Below are 15,251 nucleotides of genomic sequence, written 5' to 3' on the forward strand. Positions count from 1 at the left end.
GGGTGGGGTTCTTTCTATGGGTCTTCGATATTAAATTGGTATAAGGTAGATGCAGTGGCAAAAAAATTATTATATTCAAGTTTAATTATGATAAATATGGTATATTAAGAGATTTTTGATATACTTTATGAAAACAAATAATCATACAGCCAGTTAAAAAATTATCCTTCATACTTTGCACAGATAAAGTAAAAACGCTTCTTTAGAAAGATATATTTAATCCTGCGAAGTAAATCTATAAGATAAATCGTAGAGACGTTCCGGCGGAACGTCTCTAGTCCGCCGGAACGTCTCTAGAATACGTTAAATTTATCGATGTACATTGAGCCGTAATGTTAAAGTGCATCCATGATAGCTTTCAACTCGACAAAGTACAGAAAAGAAGCCCTTGTTATATTTGGGTAGATTTTTTGAAACTGGAGCGATCGCGTTCTCATCATAAAGTAAATATTTAGCCAATAATTTAACAGCCAATGCCGCCACAATCATCTTCTAATCAAGCAGAACAACTCGAAAAAATGTACTTACCGCGTAGCAGCGAATCGGAAAATTTGCGAAAGATCCGCCACACAGCCTCTCATGTCATGGCAATGGCAGTACAAAAGCTGTTTCCCAAAGCGCAAGTTACAATTGGTCCGTGGATTGAAAACGGCTTTTATTACGATTTTGACAGTCCCGAACCATTTACCGACAAAGATTTGAAAGCCATCCAGAAAGAGATGGTGAAAATCATCAATCGCAAAATTCCCGTAATTCGCGAAGAAGTTAGCCGTGAAGAAGCTGAAAGCCGGATTAAGAAAATTAACGAACCTTACAAATTAGAAATTCTCCAAGATATTAAATCCGAACCAATCACAATTTACCACCTGGGCAATGAATGGTGGGATTTGTGCGCCGGTCCTCATGTAGAAAACACCGCCGATTTAAACCCGAAAGCGATAGAATTAGAAAGCGTTGCCGGCGCTTATTGGCGTGGAGATGAAACCAAAGCGCAACTACAACGCATTTACGCTACCGCTTGGGAAACTCCCGAACAACTTGCCGAATACAAGCGACGTAAAGAAGAAGCGCAACGGCGAGATCATCGGAAATTGGGTAAAGAACTGGGATTATTTGTATTTTCCGATTTAGTCGGACCCGGTTTACCTTTGTGGACACCCAAAGGAACTTTGTTACGGACTCTTCTGCAAGACTTTCTGCAACAAGAACAGCTAAAACGCGGTTATTTGCCTGTGGTTACGCCCCACATCGGTAGAGTAGACTTATTTAAAGTCTCCGGACACTGGCAGAAATATAAAGAAGATTTGTTTCCGATGATGGCGGAGGATGAGAAAGCAGCAGCAGATGAGCAAGGCTTTGTTCTCAAAGCGATGAATTGTCCTTTCCACATTCAAATATATAAGAGTGAGTTGCACTCTTACCGGGAATTACCGATACGCTTTGCGGAATTTGGTACCGTTTACCGCTACGAACAATCTGGAGAATTAGGCGGTTTAACTAGAGTGCGCGGCTTTACTCAAGATGATGCTCATTTATTTGTTACACCAGAACAGTTAGACAGCGAATTCCTGAATGTGGTGGATTTGATTCTGTCGGTGATTAAGACTTTGAAATTAGATCAGAATTTTAAAGCGCGTCTCAGTTTCCGCGATCCAGCCTCAGACAAGTATATTGGTGAGGATGAAGCTTGGAACAAAGCTGAAAGTGCGATTCGTCGTGCTGTGGAAACCTTGGGGATGGATCACTTTGAAGGGATTGGGGAAGCGGCGTTTTATGGTCCCAAACTAGATTTTATCGTTCGCGATGCTTTAGATAGAGAGTGGCAGCTCGGAACGGTGCAAGTAGATTATAACTTGCCGGAACGCTTTGATTTGGAATATGTTGCCGAAGATGGTTCTCGCAAACGTCCGGTGATGATTCACCGTGCGCCTTTTGGCTCTTTAGAACGGCTAATTGGTATTTTGATTGAAGAATATGCCGGGGATTTCCCCTTGTGGTTGGCACCGTTGCAAGCGAGATTGTTGCCGGTGAGTGATGAGTTTCTACCTTTTGCTTCATTAGTAGCAGCGAAGATGCAAACTTTAGGTATCCGTGCCGAAGTCGATTTGAGTGGCGATCGCCTAGCTAAACTCATTCGCAATGCAGAGAAACAAAAAATACCCGTAATGGCGATAGTAGGAGCGAAAGAAGTTGAAAGCAACAGCTTGAGTATTCGTACACGAGCTTCAGGGGAGTTGGGAAGTATACCTGTTTCGGAAGTGATGGAGAAGATGAAGGAAGCGATCGCTAACTTCGATAACTTCTAGACATCTTGTGTGAAAAAGAATGTAGAGACGCGATTGATCGCGTCTCTACAAGGGTTGTGGATAATGCAAATTTCTGGAGATAACTTCTAGGTATCTGAATAATGTACGGCTGTAACGCGTACTATATGTCATAATATTTTCAAAGCACATAATTTCTAGGTCATGGATACAAAAGTAAGTAAAATCCGAAAAAATGCTCGGTTGGAAGCTCGTGTAACAGCAGAGCAAAAAGAACTGATGGAAAGGGCTGCTTATTTGCGCGGACAGAACTTGACTGAATTCATGGTGGCAGTTCTAGCTGATGCGGCTACGCAAATCATTAAAGATCGGGAATTTGTCGAATTAACCGATCGCGATCGCGCCATATTTGCCGATGCCTTGTTAAATCCCCTCGCTCCTAGCGAGACAGCTTATGCTGATGCCCAATGGTACAAGCAAGTGATGAATAAATAATCATGCATATTAGTGTTAAACCCAGAATCCGTTGATTTTTGTATAGAACAACTCGAAAAACATCACGATAGGGCGAGTTTTAGCTGCGGTAACGAACAACTGGATCGCTACTTGCACTCCGCAGTCACCCAAGACAAAAAGAGAAATATTGCAATTCCTTACGCTATCTTTGATCGCGATCGCCAAAAAATAATTGGCTACTATACTCTATGCATGAGTGGCATAAATCTCGAACAATTACCTCAAAGTATTGTTAAAAAGTTGCCAAAATATCCGATTGTTGGCGTGACCTTAATTGGGAGATTAGCGGTGGCTCATGATTACAGGGGATATGGTTGGGGAAAGTTGTTGATTATGGACGCTTTATACAGAAGTCTCGCAGTCAGCCAAAGGACTGGTTGTTTTGCAGTGGTAGTAGATGCGATTGACGATGAAGCGGTGAGGTTTTACCAAAGGTTTGAGTTTCAAACTTTTCCTGACCAACCCTACAAGCTGTTCCGTACCATGAAAAACATTGCTCAAACTTTTGGTTTACTCCCAAAAAATTAAGCAAAAATAAGCTTTTTAAATCTGTCGTACTATTCCTACTTCTATTAATCCTTGCGTGGTAATTCCCAAGCCGATCAGCGAGATTAAAAATGCACTGAGTGCGGGCAAAATTCTGTGGAGACGCTTTGGTTTTGGTAACTGTAGTTTCTCAAACCATTGTTTGGCATAAATTAGCAATAATCCCAATGCTGTTAGTACTGCTGCTAGTCCCAAACTAAATGCTAAAACCAGCATTAGTCCAAAACCCACACGTCCGATAGCGATCGCACTTAATAACAAAACTAAAGCTGAAGGACAAGGTACAAGTCCACCAGAAACACCTAACGCGAGTAAATTTCGCATCGTTACAGGGGTGTTTGAGGGTAAGTGATGGTGGTGATGTTCATGATCGTGGTGATGGTGATGTTCATGATCGTGGTGATGGTGGTGATCATGATCGTGGTGATGATGATGGTGTTCATGGTCGTGATTCCGCAGACGGCTAATAAATAGATTTAAACCGATTACCAACACCATAAAACCAGATAAGATGCTTAACCAAGGTAATACTCGTTCTGGTAAGATAAATTGGGAAGCAAACAGAGTCGCCAATCCCAAGATAAACACGCCGATAGTATGGGTGAGAGTTGTTGTTAGTCCCAAAAACAGAGCGTGTTGAGCATTTACTTCTGAACCCATCAGATAAGCACCAACTATGGTTTTACCATGTCCGGGTGACATAGCGTGCATTGCACCCCAGACAAAAGCAGCCAGTAACGCGATCGCAAGACTACCGCCAAATTGCCCGACTGCACCAGAAATTAACCAAAAATCCCGGTTTTGACGGTTAAAAATAAAATTTTGGACTTTTCCTTTGTGAAAGATTGTTGCTAGACAATGAGCTGCGGGTGCTTCAGTGAGAAATAAATCATAATGCATTCTCTGGTTTTGTACTGGTTGTAACCAAGAGTAATTTAGTTGTAAAGTACTGTGGGTATTGGTGTTAACTTTTAGAGTTGGTAGCAAATTGTTTGTTTCCACAGGTGCGATCGCTACAGTGCCTTTTTTACCTTGCTCATTGGATAAAAAGATGCGATCGCCTAAAAACTGTTCAAGTTCTCTTTTATGGGTTGCAGTTTCTTCACGGGAAAGTTGTCCATCCCGGTTATCATCACTAAAAGCTACTAACCCAGTGGGAAAAGTCAGTGTAATTGCAGTTTCTTTTTCACCTACCGTAACTTCTGCAACTGACAAATCTGCCCAATGTGCAAGGCTAGGTGCGCTAAAGCTAATTGATAACAGCAGTGATAAGAAGAAGGAAATAATACTAATTTTACGCCAGTGTATTTTCATATTTTTTGAAGGTTTGGAGGAACGCTAAAATCCAAAGTTCTCTAATCCCAGTCCTGATGCGTATCGCGCTTGTTTGTCAAAAGTGGGATCGATTTGTTGAGATAATTTTTGGTAAGTTAAAGCCTGCTGGTTATTTCCCAATGCTTTTTCAATCATGGCTGCACGGTAGAATATAGCAGCATCTTTTGTCCCCAGTTGTAAGGCTTTTTGGATGGCTTGTTGAGCTTCTTTGATGCGTCCAGAGTCAGATAATGCCCAAGCAAGAGTATCTAGGGTTTGAGCATCCTGACGAATCTTGATTTCTACTTGCATCAAGGATAAGGCTTCAGCGGTATCTTGAGGACGATTCTTTTCTAATAACAATCGTGCTAACTCTCGCTGATGTCCAAAGGAACCGTTACCATGTCCTGTAGCATTTTCTTGTCTAAGTAAGGTTTCGGCTTCGGTTAATAATTTTACTGCTTGTTGTTGTTCACCTTGCAGTTGTTTTAATCTGGCTTTACCCCGAAAAACAGCATGATCGTAAGTTGTGGATGATTTCTGGGAGTTGGGTAAAACTTGGGCATAAAGGTTCTCTGCTGCTTTGTAGTCTCCCTGTCTGGTTTTCAGTTCTGCCAGATGCAGTAGGGCTAAGGGATACCTGGGTATAATTCGTAGGGCTTCTTTATATAAGTTTTCTGCTAGTTCCAGTTTTCCATGTTTGTAGTAAAACTGACCGAGTAATACCCGCGTGTATGCAGAAGTGCCTGTTTCCCCGGCTTCTTCCATAGATAGGGCAAATTTAAAAGTATCAATTGCAGCTTGTTCTTGTCCTTGTGCTGTTAGTACCAAAGCTTGTAAAGTTAAGTTTCCTTGGGTGGGAAGTTTGTTTACTAAGGTATCAGCAGCGGTTTTTGCCTCTTGTAGTTTACCCATTGCTAAGTTAGATGTCACCAAGATAGCCAGGGCATTTTGATTGCGGGGTTGAATTTTTAATACTTCTTGGGATAACCGTATGGCTTCGGTAAAATCATGTCTCCCTTGGGCAACACGAGCCAAAACTATCACCGCGCTTTGGTTATTGAAAGGTAAACTGGAGAGGGAGCGTTTAGCTGCTTGTTCTGCGAGTAAATACCAGCTACTTTCACCAGTTGCCTTTGCCATATTGAAATATGCTTGAGCTAAGGAAGCTAAATTTAAGCCACTTTCCGGATTTTGGCGAACTTTTTCTTGGTAAAGGCTGATTTCCTGTAGGATGGTAGCTCGACGATTGTCAGTACCTGGTAAAGAGCGAGAAAGAGAGTAACGATAAGGTGCTGGAAGTTGGGAAGATTGGGAATTGAGGTATGAGACTATAAGGGTAGTTGCGATGGGGACTGCTAGGAGTAACAGCCAAAGAGGTTTGAGTTTGTGCTTGTAAATAGCTTCTGTCATTGCGGTTATTTCCTTTTTTTTGAACCATACAAAAGGAGGGGAAAGGAGTTCGTAGTAAGCACGAAGAGTGCTTCTAGTTTTTTGAGCGATAAATCGCTCACTACAGTCTGCTTTCCCCTAGTAGTCTATGTCATTAATTCTGATGGGTAATCAAATTTCCAAAGCCTTAAAAATCAATTATTTTGCTAAGTTGAAACCCCTCAAAACTTATGACATGAACTACTAGTCTTCTTGTGTTCTTCTAGTTTGGTAGTGCTAAGTAAGGAAATTGTGTTTCTAAGGGTTTATGACCTTGAGCTGGGTTATCAGGAGTACCTTCGTAGGAAACGTTATCGGTGGTGACTGCACCGTTAGTAAGTACACTTAAAGTTGTATCAATTACATCATCTAATAGCAAACGTCCGGTGATGGGGCTGCCTTGGGCATTGAGGGCTTTGCCGTAACCACTTGGTTGGTTGGTATCAATTCGCATCACATCGGGAAGGAATGCACCCAGTAAAGCGTTAGCTCGTGTATCGTCATTCCCCAGAGCTTTAAGGGTAGTTTTCGCTTCTGCTCCCACCGGTGCAGCAGCAGGACTTAAGTCAGCAGTGGGGGGAATACTATTAAAGGCATTCAGAAAATCGTTAGTAACGATTAAGCCTTCGTTAATACCCGGTCGTCCAAGACGTTCAACTTGTTGGAATTTCTGATTGCGGGGGTTTCTGACAGAGATGGTTTCCCACACGTCAAAAGTTGTGGCTTTAGTCTTGCCTTGTAATAAAGAGCGTGGTACTCTAAGAACGATCGCATTAACGTTATATCCTTTAGCAAAGTCAAGGGCTTGGTTGGTGGGACGAAAACCAACTGCAGGTCCTATACCTAAAGCACCAGCACGAACTCGGAAAAATTGTTCCACATCAAAGAAAAATGGATCTTCCCGCAGTCCGGCAAATACACTAACTTTGGAGTTTCCTAAGTTTAGTTCGTTAAGAGTTGGGTTATTATTATCTGCACTTAAGGGAGTAGTTTTAGCTTCATCTTCACCAATTCTTCTACCGTTAGCGATCGCAGTTAATTTAAATGGTTGTTCCCCTTGGCTGTTGGGTTCTGCAAATTGAAACCGCAGAATCACATCTTCTTGACCTGTGGGGGTTGCATCTTTATCAGCAACGCGGGTAATTTTAAATTCATAAAGGGCATTGCTGCTGAAATAATACTGCTGACGAGCAAGCGATCGCGGATTGGTATTCATCACGAATATCAAGTCATCTGCACTCGCACTGGGGTTTTGGTCTTTTTCCCGGAACACATATAAATCAGTTAAATTCAGGTTGCGACCTTTTGTATCCACCTCACCGTCATCATGGTCGGAAGCATTAACAAATACTGGGATAACTGTTACTGTACCAACGGCTAAACCCAAGGCTAGTACACTTGCTCCGATAATTTTTTTCAGATTCATATTTTTGAAACTCAAATGATGCAAGGATTTTTTAGCAACAATTGCTGTTGTATCTGTCATCTTGATATTTCCTGACATATTCACATAGATATACGTCCAGATTTGCGGCTTGGATCTCTTGGTGAACAAAAATCTTTATTACTGAAATATACGAGTGCTTTTTCGCAATAGTATTAAAGTTATGTAGTGAATTTCTTTATACCAACTTTAAATGACTGCAAAACCAAGCATTGACGAAATTGCCCTTGTTGCTAGAATTGCCCAGCAAGACCAAACTGCCCTAGCTACACTTTATGACCGTTATGCAAGTGTTTTGTATGGTGTAGCGTTTAAAATCTTGGGTACAGTAGAAGAAACTGAAGAAGTAGTGTTGGATGTTTTTCAGCAAGTATGGTGGACTGCTGCACGCTATGATCCTAAAAAAGCACGAGTGGATACTTGGCTATTTATGCAAATTCGCAGTCGAGCGCTGGATAAACTGCGGTCTAAGCAACGGATTTCACGGTTACAACAAGTATTTTTAGATGCTGTAAATATGGAAGTACAAGCGCTCGGTAGCAATCCAGCTGAAGATGTGATAGTGCTTGAACGTCGGACTTTGGTGATGGCAGCTATTGAGCAACTCCCACCAGAACAACAACAGGTGATTGAGTTGGCATATTTTAAAGGACTCACTCATACAGAAATTGCGGTTCAAACTGGTGTTGCTCTGGGTACAATTAAAACTCGCATTCGTTTGGGATTAAGTAAATTGCGTGGTGTCCTCAGCGATTTAAATTCCAGCTAGCTAGGATAGTTTTATCAGAAAAAGTGAAAAATGAAACCCGAAAATTTCTCTGAACTAGCAGCTTTATATGTTCTCGATATCCTCGACAAGTCAGATTGTCATTTAGTTGAGGAAGCGATATTAGAGTTTCCTGAGTTAGAAATGGAATTAGCAGAATTTCGTAATAGTGCGGGTGCGATCGCTTATAGTGTTCCTGATGTTCCTATGGCTGCTGATTTAAAAGAGCGTTTATTCCAACGTATTAACAGCGAAATCACCACCATTGAAGCTTTAAAGGAACAAGCAACTCAAGTGAGTTGGCAACCTTATCTGATTCCTGGGATAATGCGAGGTACGCTAAATTTGGATGGAGAAAAGCGGGAAATTAGCTGTTTTATCCGTTGTGAAGCTAATATCCGCTTTCCCAAACATCAACACGCCGGTCGTGAAGAGATAGTAGTATTAGAAGGCGATTTAGTTATTGATGGGCAATTGTATACAACTGGCGATCGCATTTACTCCCTTCCCAATACTATACATCAACCAGAAACCCAACAGGGATGTTTGCTGTTTGTCAAAACTTCCTTTGATAAGAGGACTTACGCACTGTACAAATTAGCCGTAATATGGATTAGGGTGTTTGATCGTTTTAGGCGCTTCCCATAACCGTGCGTCTCGTAGAGAAGCAGCTTGTCGTTAGACATCGCTTGGTATTCAATACTACTCAGTTAAGGATTTTTTCTGGTGATTCTAGGCATGTAGAGACGCCAAATTTCGCGTCTCTACAAGGTTTTTGCGTTATCGAATTTTCTTAACCGAGCAGTATTGGCTTGGTATTGACCCGAATGCTGTAAATCTAGCGATCGCTAGATGCTAAAATTCCCTCAACAGCTATAATTTAACATCTATTTAAGCGAGAAATTTCCTTGTGGATGTAATATTAGAGCGATCGCACGAATTAAAACTAGCCTTAACCGATTTTGTGGTTGATGCTGAAGGGGAACTAGCTACAGCGCTGGAAACCTATGCAGCAGAACAATCGCGTCGTGGTTCTGGGGATAGTAAACAGCAAGATTTCATCATTGATAGTTTTGTCATCGAAGGGAAAGTTGGTGATAAAACACCGCTTGATTTGTTTTTAGACAGTCATCCAGATTTACCAGATACAGAACGCAACCTGATTCGCAGTTGGCAGCGGAGTTTTATAGGCTTGTTTGCCGTAGTTCAAATTTTACCTGATGGCTTTGAATTAGTGAATTGGCTGACAGAGAAACACTATATTGTCAAGCCAACTGATGCAATAACAATTCAAGAAACGTTGCGGTTTAAAGTAGGAGAAATTTTCTTAACTCGAATTGCTCCCCTAAACGATACTGAATGGATGTTTTTTGGTTCCCATACACTCTTGGGTAAACTAGGTAAACCAAAATTAGCAGTAGCGATCGGTAATTTCAAGGATAACTACAAAAATAATCTTTACGGTGATGCCCCAGATTTGTTAGAAGAAGCTTGGCTATCAGTCGAAAAGTATCATCAGGAATTTGTTGACTTTTTTGGCAGCGATGAAATCACATTGTCGGGATATCAACTTAACAAAAAAATAGTTGAATTCCAAGAGTTAATGACTGAGAAACGCTTGACAGAAGCAGGGATTGATACTTCTAAATCTTTCGCTGAAGCTGCTGAAGCCGCAGGTATCGACGAAGAGGAAATCAAAGCAGCAGCGGAAGAATTGGGTGCTGATTCCAAAGTAGTTTCTCAGGTATTTAACAATAAATCTGCCAATAATAAAATGGTGATGCCAAAGGTTGATTTACCTGCGGAACTGAGAAAAGCGGAACAAGTAACGGCACTTTCTCATCCTCGTTGGGGACAAATGTTTTTACCCACATATGGTAAACTAAAAGCGCTTTTATCAGCTGATGTGCAGAATATTGAAGGTTCAGAAAAACTAATTCGTTACTTCCTAGAAGATAAAAGTATTAATGCTTTCGTTTGGTATCGGTTAGCTGAACAATACCCAACTCAATTAGAAAAGGTGTTGCAAAGTTATTTACAGCGTCCTGATTTTGCTTTGGAAGGTGATTTGAAGCCGCTTTTGCAAGAATTTAATAAACTGATTGAGCCAGAGTTACCAGAAATCGCTAGTGTACCTTTACATCTGCATAACTTGTTTCAGGAAGCTTTGACAGATGTGAATAAATCTAAGTCTAAGGATAAGGGTAAAAAGCCGACTGCAAAGGGTTTTCAACGAAGTTAACAAACCGTCTGCCCTCAGACTGGAAGTCTGGGGCTATACAAACGAAGTCCGCGATTAGGCGGACTACATGATATCAATATTAGTACGTGGCGTTTGATTTGAAACCCGCTTAGGCGGGTTTTGTTTATTTAGCCGCGACTTCAGTCGTTAGGCATTTTATTAGCGGGTTGTGATTGTTAATACTTGGGGTGGGGTGGCATCTGGGGGATAGAGGAAGTCTAATTCGATGTCGGTGCGATCGCCTGCTTTTAAGTTTACCACTGCTAATGCTTCACCCTGTTGACCTCTTTTTTGCACTAAATGTATAAGTTTAGTTTGTAGTTTACTTTGCTCATCTTTGTAACGTAGTTGCACTGTACCGCGAAAGAACACTTGCGGTCCGGGTATGCTCAAAAAGCGTAAGCCTCGATTTACTAGTTTATCTTCCTTCAGTGGTGTTTGCATTGATATAGTTACAATGCGCCGACTTTGAGTATTATTATATAGTGGCAATTTGAGACTATATTTAATTCCATAGTTGCCGTGAGCGCGATATGCGGTATCAGGATAGCGTACCAACATCGGCGCACTTTGAATTTGATTAGTTCCCAAGCTACCACCCTCAACTGTACTCAGAGCGTAAGAAAAGGCTTGACCGGGTTGGGGAATAGTCAGATATTTAGCTTGGGGACGATCTACTAATAAAGCTTTCCACTCAGAACCTTGGGCAACACCGGCGACACGACCATATATTATTGGTTTACCACTATTTGGCTCAGTGGGTATTTTATCACGGGGTCCTGCTAAATCACCATTATTTAGGAGAGTTTGCCATTCTTGCAGAGAAGGCGATCGCTCACTACCATCAGAATTTATCGGTGCAAACATTGCAAGGCTTGCTGCATAAATTCTACCACTACTCTGTAGATGTATCAATGTTGATCGACCATTTAAAGGCGGTGTCAAGTCCTTAACGGGAATTGGCTGATTTAACAACATCTGACTTTGCCCAGGCGGAATGACAATTTGCGCTGGTAAAATTGGTTGTCGCAGTTTTCTTAGAATATCACTCATGACGCGATCGCCTGGACCTGCGAAAACTGTACCTAAAGAATTATCAATAATAGATGGCAATTGTATAAACGGTGCATCTGGTTGACTTAAATAACTCGCTCCCGGTAAAACATTTACCTTCACCGATTGTTTCGTTGGGTTGTGCAGAATTATCCCTAAATACAATGTCCGCAAATTATTTGGAGGTTCGGCTCTGGCAATATGATGAGCGAAAATATCAAATCTTCCCCGAAAAGGAAAATTCAAATGTGCCTGTGGCACTTTTTTCCCAGATGAAGGAAAGGTAGAAAGTAAAATCCCTTCCTTCAAAACTAATTCTGGACTATTACTGTTAAACACAGGCACATTATCTAACTGTCCGGATAAAGGACGCACTTCTTGCTGTTGTACCACTTCCTCAGGTTGTGCTGGAAGAGTTGTTTGAGCGATGGGAAAAATTAGTAAAAAAGGCAACATAAATCTACATATTTGTTCACTATCCAGACGCAAATAATTTTATAGAAGTGCCAATTTGTCAACAATCAATAAGAAATCAGCAAAAATTCCCTCCAAATTTTCTTGAGTCAAAACGGGAACGTGAACAAAGATGCAACCAATTGTGAGTTGCTGCTCTCTCAAATAGTCCAAGACTGAATAGTAAAGAGCCTCGCAGACGAATTTGCCGCAGTCATGGCTAATCTCAATTGTGTTTGCTTCCGCGACTAGTTGTTCTAAATCTACCGTTGTCTGCAAAATATTTTCTGCGTAACTGGCAATTTTTTCAACACTCAATTGTTTACGGCTTTCTGCCATGCCACAAAGGATGATGTAATTTGGTTGAACAACTTGGATTTTTGCCTTAACCTGAGAGCTGGCAAGCTGTACATCGACTGGCAACTGTCGCAAAAAAGTCAAATTATAAGCAAGCGAGTTAAGTTTGCCGACTTCGATCAATAAATCATCAGAGGAATTTGACTGTTGATGAGGCAACCAAATGTCAAAAGAAGTTAATAGAATTCTTTTCTTCATAACAAAACTTATTTAGAATATAAAAAGTCTCCCTAATAAATTTACAAGGAGCAAGTAAATGCCGGTAATTGCAGTCATAGATTATGAGATGGGAAATTTGCATTCCGTCTGTAAAGGTTTGGAAAAAGCAGGGGCAACTCCGAAGATTACTCACTCTTCAAAAGATTTACAACAAGCAGATGCAGTTATTTTGCCAGGAGTGGGAGCATTCGATCCCGCAATGCAACATATAAGAGCGCGTAGTTTAGAACAACCAATAAAAGAAGCGATCGCTAGCGGCAAACCTTTCTTAGGTATTTGTTTAGGATTGCAAATTCTTTTTGAATCTAGTGAAGAAGGCAAACTACCAGGACTGGGGATTATCAAAGGAAAAGTGCGACGGTTTATTCACGAACCCGGAATTACTATTCCCCACATGGGTTGGAATCAACTGCAATTGACTCAGCCAAAAAGTATTTTATGGGAGCATTTGCCTTATCAGCCTTGGGTATATTTTGTCCATTCTTACTATGTTGACCCAATTGACCCCCAAGTCCGCGCTGCCACAGTTACCCACGGTAATCAAACCGTCACAGCAGCGATCGCAACCGATAACCTCATGGCAGTCCAATTCCATCCCGAAAAATCCTCTAATATAGGACTGCAAATCCTCTCTAATTTTGTTTCTCAAGTCCGCGAAAAAATTCCTGCATAATATAAATGTGAGTTTTATGTTTAGCCTCTAGTCATTAGTCCTCACATCCATTGGACTAATGACGAATGACCAATTAAAAATGAGTCTGAGAATTTACGGTAATCGCCAGATAAAAACTTTACCTGGACAAGATACCCGACCCACTAGTGCGCGGGTACGAGAAGCAGTTTTTAATATTTGGCAGGGAGAAATAGCTGGTTGTCGCTGGCTGGATTTGTGCGCCGGTAGCGGTTCAATGGGGGCAGAAGCCTTATCTAGAGGAGCCAGCTTAGTAGTTGGCATTGAACAATCGAGCCGAGCCTGTGCCATTATTCAACAGAACTGGCAGCAAGTACAAAAGGAAGATCAGGAATTTCAAGTGCTGCGGGGAAACGTATTGCAGCGCTTAAAAAACTTATCCGGTAAGCAATTTGATAAGATTTATTTCGATCCGCCTTATGCCAGTGGATTATATCAAGCAGTGTTAGAAGCGATCGCGGTAGGTCAGCTTTTAGATTCTAGCGGCGAAATCGCAGCAGAACATAGTCCGCAAAATTGGATAGCCCCAATAATTCCAGCTTGGGAAATATGCCGCGAGAAAGTTTACGGCAACACCGCTTTGACATTTTACAGGATTCGAGAATGAGGACGGGGAGAGGGGGAGATGGGGAGAGGGGGGACAAGGGGACAAGGAGACAAGGGGGAGCAGGGGAGGCAGGGGAGGCAGGGGAGGCAGGGGGAGCAGGGGGAGTTAGAATTACCAATGCCCAATGCCCCATGCCCCATGCCCAATGCCCAATGCCCAATGCCCAATTTATAAGCCGAGTTGATCGCCGCGTTTGAATTGCTCGTAAGCCTTGTAAAACAAGCCAGCCAGGGTGACAACAATCAAACCAATAACAATGCCTGATAGCAGGGGTTCAACCACTGTAAGTCTCCTATAATTAACGTTTTCTGCTTTCAATTCTACCAAATTGGGGATTGATGCCCAATTGAATTGCATTTTTGGATGCTAAAGAAAATGACAAAACTTAAATTTGTGCTTGCAGACACAATCAAGAACTTTTAAGCTATGTGTATGAAATGAAAAGTTTCTTATAGTTTTACAGCAAACCCTTTGGATAACCAGATTACTAAACCTGAAATTCTGATTCAGCGGATCGCTTTGTTTGCCGTAGCGATTCTGCTAGCAATCCTTTTGGGCATTTTTGCTGTTCGCACCCTCAGAGCGTCCGATCCATATGTTAAAAGTGTTCTATCGCTGACAGGAGACCGAATTCAAGGACACGCTATCTTTCAAATAAACTGTGCGGGTTGTCACGGCTTAGAAGGTTCTGGACGAGTGGGTCCGAGTTTGCAAGCCGTTTCCAAGCGAAAGTCACGTTATGGGCTGATTCACCAAGTAATCAGCGGTGACACCCCACCAATGCCAAAATTCAAGCCGAGCGTCAAAGAAATGGCGGATCTGTTGAACTATTTGGAGAGTCTTTGAGATTAGGGGCTGGGGACTGTTTAATATAGCAGTTCAAATGAACTACCCGGTTCAGAGGGCTTCCAACTTGATTGCGATCGCTGTCTTGGGATTTGGTATGGCAATCAGCGTCGCACCACTAACTACTACAGTCATCGGAGCGGTGAAAGTAGAGCAAGCTGGAACGGCTTCGGGGATTAATAATGCAGTTGCTCGCACTGCGAGTTTACTTGCGATCGCCATTTTTAGTCTCATCGTTTCCCATACCTTTAATTCTGCTCTTGATACTCGTTTAACACAGCTACAAATACCACCATCAGTCCAACAAATGTTAGCTGGAGCAGAAATTCCACCTGGATTAAGTGAAGCGGTTGCTTCGGTATTGAAAAGCGCGATCGCTCAATCATTTGTAAGTAGTTTTCGTTTAGTTATGCTGATTGCATCTGGACTAGCGATTATTAGTGCGATCGTTGCTGCGTTGATGATTAAGCCGCAAGACACCCCGTCGAACTCACCTTAATAC

General features: G+C 41.8%; 17 protein-coding genes. 11 read left to right on the forward strand and 6 right to left on the reverse strand.

Translation table 11 applies throughout. The features are described 5' to 3' along the window. Positions 1–473 precede the first annotated feature (473 nt). From thrS to TOL9009_RS0126605, 3 genes are all read left to right on the forward strand, one after another. Positions 474–2,306, forward strand: coding sequence for a threonine--tRNA ligase (gene thrS / locus TOL9009_RS0126595; RefSeq protein WP_029636109.1), 1,833 nt, complete (start codon positions 474–476; stop codon positions 2,304–2,306). A 162-nt stretch (positions 2,307–2,468) separates the two neighbouring features. After that, positions 2,469–2,759 (forward strand): type II toxin-antitoxin system TacA family antitoxin, encoded by a 291-nt coding sequence (locus TOL9009_RS0126600; RefSeq protein ID WP_029636111.1) that lies wholly within the window; start codon positions 2,469–2,471, stop codon positions 2,757–2,759. A gap of 12 nt (positions 2,760–2,771) precedes the next feature. After that, positions 2,772–3,308: a GNAT family N-acetyltransferase gene (locus tag TOL9009_RS0126605; RefSeq protein WP_029636113.1), complete on the forward strand. Its 537-nt coding sequence runs from the start codon at positions 2,772–2,774 to the stop codon at positions 3,306–3,308. Between the two features lie 15 nt (positions 3,309–3,323). Here the strand turns inward: TOL9009_RS0126605 and TOL9009_RS0126610 are convergent, their stop codons facing one another. From TOL9009_RS0126610 to TOL9009_RS0126620, 3 genes are all read right to left on the reverse strand, one after another. Next, positions 3,324–4,640: a nickel/cobalt transporter gene (locus TOL9009_RS0126610; RefSeq protein ID WP_029636115.1), complete on the reverse strand. Its 1,317-nt coding sequence runs from the start codon at positions 4,638–4,640 to the stop codon at positions 3,324–3,326. A gap of 24 nt (positions 4,641–4,664) precedes the next feature. After that, positions 4,665–6,053 (reverse strand): tetratricopeptide repeat protein, encoded by a 1,389-nt coding sequence (locus TOL9009_RS0126615; protein WP_029636117.1) that lies wholly within the window; start codon positions 6,051–6,053, stop codon positions 4,665–4,667. 241 nt (positions 6,054–6,294) lie between these two features. Continuing rightward, positions 6,295–7,557: a DUF4331 domain-containing protein gene (locus tag TOL9009_RS0126620; RefSeq protein WP_199341295.1), complete on the reverse strand. Its 1,263-nt coding sequence runs from the start codon at positions 7,555–7,557 to the stop codon at positions 6,295–6,297. 151 nt (positions 7,558–7,708) lie between these two features. On the opposite strand from TOL9009_RS0126620, the gene TOL9009_RS0126625 reads away from it, so the two are divergent. The 3 genes from TOL9009_RS0126625 to TOL9009_RS0126635 all read left to right on the forward strand — a co-directional run bounded on the left by TOL9009_RS0126625 (position 7,709) and on the right by TOL9009_RS0126635 (position 10,523). Continuing rightward, positions 7,709–8,284 carry a sigma-70 family RNA polymerase sigma factor gene (locus tag TOL9009_RS0126625; RefSeq protein WP_029636120.1) on the forward strand — a complete coding sequence of 192 codons (576 nt, stop codon included), beginning with the start codon at positions 7,709–7,711 and terminating at the stop codon, positions 8,282–8,284. A gap of 30 nt (positions 8,285–8,314) precedes the next feature. Next, positions 8,315–8,929 carry a cupin domain-containing protein gene (locus tag TOL9009_RS40585; RefSeq protein WP_051503037.1) on the forward strand — a complete coding sequence of 205 codons (615 nt, stop codon included), beginning with the start codon at positions 8,315–8,317 and terminating at the stop codon, positions 8,927–8,929. A gap of 262 nt (positions 8,930–9,191) precedes the next feature. Beyond that, positions 9,192–10,523, forward strand: coding sequence for a hypothetical protein (locus tag TOL9009_RS0126635; RefSeq protein WP_029636122.1), 1,332 nt, complete (start codon positions 9,192–9,194; stop codon positions 10,521–10,523). Positions 10,524–10,682: 159 nt separating this feature from the next. Here the strand turns inward: TOL9009_RS0126635 and TOL9009_RS0126640 are convergent, their stop codons facing one another. Next, positions 10,683–12,032, reverse strand: a complete 1,350-nt coding sequence (locus tag TOL9009_RS0126640) for a DUF3370 domain-containing protein (protein ID WP_029636124.1) — start codon at positions 12,030–12,032, stop codon at positions 10,683–10,685. A 39-nt stretch (positions 12,033–12,071) separates the two neighbouring features. Further along, complete coding sequence (locus TOL9009_RS0126645; RefSeq protein WP_029636126.1) at positions 12,072–12,584, reverse strand: C15 family peptidase; 513 nt, start codon at positions 12,582–12,584, stop codon at positions 12,072–12,074. 58 nt (positions 12,585–12,642) lie between these two features. On the opposite strand from TOL9009_RS0126645, the gene hisH reads away from it, so the two are divergent. The 3 genes from hisH to TOL9009_RS47800 all read left to right on the forward strand — a co-directional run bounded on the left by hisH (position 12,643) and on the right by TOL9009_RS47800 (position 14,100). Next, positions 12,643–13,278, forward strand: a complete 636-nt coding sequence (gene hisH, locus TOL9009_RS0126650; RefSeq protein WP_029636128.1) for an imidazole glycerol phosphate synthase subunit HisH — start codon at positions 12,643–12,645, stop codon at positions 13,276–13,278. 79 nt (positions 13,279–13,357) lie between these two features. Then, positions 13,358–13,903 (forward strand): 16S rRNA (guanine(966)-N(2))-methyltransferase RsmD, encoded by a 546-nt coding sequence (rsmD, locus tag TOL9009_RS0126655; protein ID WP_029636130.1) that lies wholly within the window; start codon positions 13,358–13,360, stop codon positions 13,901–13,903. Then, positions 13,900–14,100 (forward strand): hypothetical protein, encoded by a 201-nt coding sequence (locus TOL9009_RS47800; protein ID WP_186227656.1) that lies wholly within the window; start codon positions 13,900–13,902, stop codon positions 14,098–14,100. Before rsmD ends, TOL9009_RS47800 begins: the two co-directional genes overlap by 4 nt. On the opposite strand, the gene petG is transcribed toward TOL9009_RS47800, so the two are convergent. Further along, on the reverse strand, positions 14,072–14,185 hold the full coding sequence (petG, locus tag TOL9009_RS42685; RefSeq protein ID WP_063628724.1) for a cytochrome b6-f complex subunit V: 114 nt from the start codon (positions 14,183–14,185) through the stop codon (positions 14,072–14,074). The genes TOL9009_RS47800 and petG overlap by 29 nt on opposite strands. A 189-nt stretch (positions 14,186–14,374) precedes the next feature. Here petG and TOL9009_RS0126670 point away from each other — a divergent pair, with 189 nt between their 5' ends. Both TOL9009_RS0126670 and TOL9009_RS0126675 read left to right on the forward strand, forming a co-directional pair. Further along, the gene (locus TOL9009_RS0126670) at positions 14,375–14,749 is read left to right on the forward strand and encodes a c-type cytochrome (protein ID WP_029636131.1); all 375 of its coding nucleotides are present in this window, start codon (positions 14,375–14,377) and stop codon (positions 14,747–14,749) included. 37 nt (positions 14,750–14,786) lie between these two features. Further along, on the forward strand, positions 14,787–15,248 hold the full coding sequence (locus TOL9009_RS0126675) for an MFS transporter (protein WP_029636132.1): 462 nt from the start codon (positions 14,787–14,789) through the stop codon (positions 15,246–15,248). The last annotated feature ends 3 nt before the right edge of the window (positions 15,249–15,251 follow it).

Origin of the sequence: [Scytonema hofmanni] UTEX 2349 (assembly GCF_000582685.1) — a bacterium.
GTDB classification, from domain to species: Bacteria; Cyanobacteriota; Cyanobacteriia; order Cyanobacteriales; family Nostocaceae; genus Hassallia; species Hassallia hofmanni.